General features: G+C 65.0%; 3 protein-coding genes and 1 pseudogene. All 4 read left to right on the top strand.

What is annotated here, in order from left to right; all coding sequences use genetic code 11:
- Window positions 1-966, top strand: a pseudogene (locus tag EN984_RS39000) (LuxR family transcriptional regulator); the annotation flags it as partial.
- Window positions 867-2,171: a LuxR C-terminal-related transcriptional regulator gene (locus EN984_RS38995; RefSeq protein ID WP_348630236.1), complete on the top strand. Its 1,305-nt coding sequence runs from the start codon at window positions 867-869 to the stop codon at window positions 2,169-2,171. The pseudogene EN984_RS39000 and the gene EN984_RS38995, both read left to right, overlap by 100 nt.
- 84 nt (window positions 2,172-2,255) lie before the next feature.
- Entirely contained in the window at window positions 2,256-3,377 is a 1,122-nt protein-coding gene (locus EN984_RS25105) for a class II histone deacetylase (RefSeq protein WP_127267844.1), read from the top strand.
- A gap of 4 nt (window positions 3,378-3,381) precedes the next feature.
- A partial coding sequence (locus EN984_RS25100) for a branched-chain amino acid ABC transporter permease (RefSeq protein ID WP_127384021.1) occupies window positions 3,382-4,050 on the top strand: 669 nt, incomplete at its 3' end.

The raw sequence follows: 4,050 nt of genomic DNA, 5'->3' as shown, positions 1-4,050 counted from the left end.
GACGATCTGCGCTTCGCCTCGTCAGAAGCGGAAGCCTTCTTCAACGACAAGCTGGGCTTGAGCGTCAGCAGCGGTGCGGTGGAAACCCTGTGCTCGCGCACCGAAGGATGGGCCGCCGGCCTGCAACTGGCCTCGCTGTCGCTGAGTGCCGCACATGCACCCGAAACCGTCATCGGCAACTTCACCGGCGCCAACCGAAACGTCGCCGACTTCCTGATGGGCGAAGTGTTCCTGGAACTGCCGCCGGCAATCGCAAAATTCCTGCTCTACAGTTCGATCTTCGAACGCTTCAGTGCCGAGGCCTGCCGAGCGGTGATGCGGGCGGCCGATGCCGAGGCGGCGATTACCGAGATCGAGACGCGCAACCTGTTCCTGGTGCCGCTCGACGAAGAACGGCGCTGGTTCCGCTACCATCATCTGTTCCGCGATTTCCTCAGCCGAGAAATGGAGCGGCGCGAACCGGAGATGATCGCGCCGCTGCATCTGGCGGCCGCCGAATGGTTCGGCGAGCGCAAGATGCTGACAGAGGCGATCGGGCACGCGTTGGCCGCCGGCGACCAGGCCCGCGCGGCGGTGTTCGTCGAGAACAATGCGCTCGACCTCATCGCCCAGTGCCAGCTCCTCTATGTGCGTCAGTTGCTTGCGCTGCTGCCGAGGACGCTGATTGACCAGCGCATCCGGCTGCAACTCGTCGTGCTGTGGCTGGCGGTGCACAGCAGCCAACCCGAGATTGCGCAGCAGACGCTTAGCAACGCGCGCAAGCTGGTCGAGGCCGGACCGGCCGACGGCAGTGACCCGGGCACCATGACCGGCACGACGATAAAGGCCGAGCTCGTGGTCCTCGCCGCTGCCGTGCACAGCACGCGCTGGAGCAGTTCGATCAGGCGCGCGACACAGCCCTTGCGGCCCTGCGCGTCATCGCGCCCGATGCCTGGTTCATGGAGGGCGCGACCGCCAACGTCATAGGCTACAACCTCTATGCGCTGGGCGACCTCGAAGGTGCCCGCGCCGCCATCGACGCGGCACGACGGGCGCACGAGCGAAGCGGCAGCCTGCTCGGCGTCACCATCGCCAATTGCTACATGGCCGTGATCGAGCGTTCGGCGGGCCGCCTGCCCGCCGCAGAGCGGCTGCTGCGCAACGCCATCATCGAAGCCAGGGCGCGGATCGGTGCAAACTCCTATGCCGAAGCCCTAGCCGGAACGCTGCTTGCCGAACTCGCCTACGAGACCAATGCGTCGGGCGAGGCGTTGACGCTGGTCGAGAATCTCGGACCGCAGATCGAAGGCGCGGCGGTCATCGTCTATCCCCTGGCCAGCGTGCCGACCTATGCCCGCGTGCTGCAGCTGACGGGCCGCACCGAAGCGGCATTGGATATGCTGGAGCGCGTCTATCAACGCGTGCGCGGCACGGTGTATCGCCGCCTGGCATCGATGATCGTGCATGACCGCATACGCGTGCTGCTCGACCAGAGCCGCAATGCTGAGGCGCGCGCGCTGCTGACCGAGCATCGCGGCGAAGGGACCGAGGCTTCGATGGCCATCACCACAGCCAACGAGTTCGAGTTCTTCGCCGAAGGCCGCCTGCTGACGGCCGAGAAATCCTATGCCGCGGCCGCCCGAATTTTCGACGAATTGTTGGTGCGAACGAAAAGCAGCGGGCGCATGCGCCGCCATATCCTCGCGCTGATCCTGCGCGCCAAGGCAGTCAGCGCCACCCATGACCAACGCGTGGCGGACCGTTATCTTCTCGAAGCACTTCGTCTTGCTCAGCCGTCAGGCTTCATCCGTTCCTTCGTCGACGAGGGAAGGCCTGTTATCGACGGGTTGATGCGGCTGCGTGCGGCCCAGGCAAAGACCGATCCAGCACTGTCAGCCTATGCCACGCGCATCATCGACGCCGCGCAGACAATGCCTGCCGCGACTCGCAAGCTGGCCGCACCAGCCGCTGAGAAGGAACAGCTCACCCAGCGCGAGGCCGAACTGCTGCGCTATCTCACTGAGGGCATGTCCAATCGCGATATCGCCTTGGCGCTGTCGGTGAGCGAAACCACGGTGAAATGGCACCTGAAGAACATTTTCGGCAAGCTTGCGGTATCCAACCGGGTGCAGGCGGTGCGCGCCGCGCAAGGGTCAGCAGGCGCCCATCCCCCTCCGAAGGGAGGGGTATAGAATAACGGGCACAACCCCTCTTTCGGGTCGGGCCACATGATCGTCAGCCTGCTAGCGTCACCTGGTTTTCGGAGGACGCTGCGGATGGCGACAGGCTACGTTTTTCACGAACAGCTGATGTGGCACGACACCGGCCCCAGCGCCGACATGATGCCGCCCGGCCGTTTCGTGGAACCCGGCCGCCATCTGGAATCGCCCGGCTCGAAGCGCCGGCTGAACAACCTCATCCAGGTCAGTGGCCTGTCGCGTCATCTGGTGCCGATCATCCCAGAGCCAGTCTCGATCGAGGACCTGCTGCGCGTGCACACGCAACGCCATGTCGACGATATCCGCATGCTGAGCGAACGTGGCTCCGGTTTCGCCGGACCACAGGCGCCGATCGGTCTCAACAGCTTCGACATCGCGCTGCTGTCTGCCGGCACCACCTATGCCGCCATGCGCGCGGTGCTGACCGGCCGCGTCGACAATGCCTATGCGTTGGCGCGGCCGCCGGGGCATCATGCCGAACCCGACCAGGCGATGGGCAACTGCCTGTTCTCCAACATCGGCGTTGCTGTCCGCCGGCTGCAGCATGAAGGTTTGCTCGGGCGCGCGGCGATAGTCGACTGGGATGTGCACCACGGCAACGGCACCGAGACGGTGTTCTATTCCGACCCGTCGGTGCTGACCATTTCCGTGCATCAGGACAATCTCTACCCGACCGGGCGCGGTGCGCTGGCCGACAACGGGAAAGATGCCGGCAAAGGCTACAACATGAACATACCTCTGCCGGGGGGCAGCGGCACCGGCGCCTATGAAGCGGCTTTCGACCGCGTCATCGCACCTGCGCTGCGCGCCTACAGACCGGACCTCGTCATCGTCGCTTCCGGCTTCGATGCGTCAGGCTTTGATCCGCTCGGCCGCATGATGCTCAACAGCGAATGCTTCAGGCGGCTCGCCGCGCGCATGGTGGCGCTGGCCGCCGAGACCTCGCAAGGGCGTCTGATCATGACCCATGAGGGCGGCTACTCCGAAGGTTATGTGCCGTTCTGCGGCCATGCCGTCATCGAGACGCTGGCCAATCACCGTACCGAAGTGGTCGATCCGCTGTCGGACCATATCGACGAGTGGGCTGGGCAGGATCTGCAGCCACACCAGGCTGCTGCGATCGATGCCGCAGAGGGGCTGCTCGCCGGCCTGCGCCAACGTCTCGCAAGCGCGGCCTGACGCGATGGATTTTCTCATCACCACGCTGCTCAACGCGCTGACGCTGATCAGCATCCTGATGCTGGTCGGGCTCGGGCTGGCGATCAGCTTCGGGCTGATGAACGTGACCAATTTGGCGCATGGCGAGTTCGTCACCGTCGGTGCTTTCGCGGTCTATTTCGTCCAGAGCATGGGCGGCTCGTTCTGGCTGGGCCTGGCCGCCGCGCCCATCGCCGGCGCGGTGGTCGGCTGTATCCTCGAATTCGCCATCATCCGCCATCTCTATTCCAGGCCTGTCTCGACCGTGCTCGCCACCTGGGGCGTCAGCCTGATCCTGCAGCAAGGGCTGGAACTGACCTTCGGCCTCGGCGCCAAGCCGGTGACGCCGCCGATCGAGGGCACGCTCGATCTCGTCTTCACCGTCTATCCGGCCTACCGGCTGATCCTGATCGGCATCGCCATGCTGACCTTGCTCGGCGTCATCCTGCTGATCAGCCGGACGCCCTTCGGCCTCGATATCCGAACCGTCATCCAGAACCGCGAGATGGCCGAGGGCGTCGGCATCAACACGCGGCGTACCTACGCCATTGCCTTCACCTTCGGCGCGGCCATCGCCGGGCTTGCCGGCGGACTGGTCGCGCCACTGGCGATCGTGCTGCCGCAGATGGGGGTGAACTATCTCGCCAACGCCTTC

The sequence above is a fragment of the Mesorhizobium sp. M7A.F.Ca.CA.004.12.1.1 genome, from assembly GCF_003997835.1.
Taxonomy (GTDB): Bacteria; Pseudomonadota; Alphaproteobacteria; order Rhizobiales; family Rhizobiaceae; genus Mesorhizobium.
The sequence above is the reverse complement of the archived record's forward strand: the minus strand, read 5'-3'. Positions and strand labels throughout refer to the sequence as shown.

Excerpts from the sequence above, each read along its gene's own strand:
- EN984_RS25105 (WP_127267844.1), top strand. The coding sequence starts at position 2,256 with ATGGCGACAGGCTACGTTTTTCACGAACAGCTGATGTGGCACGACACC.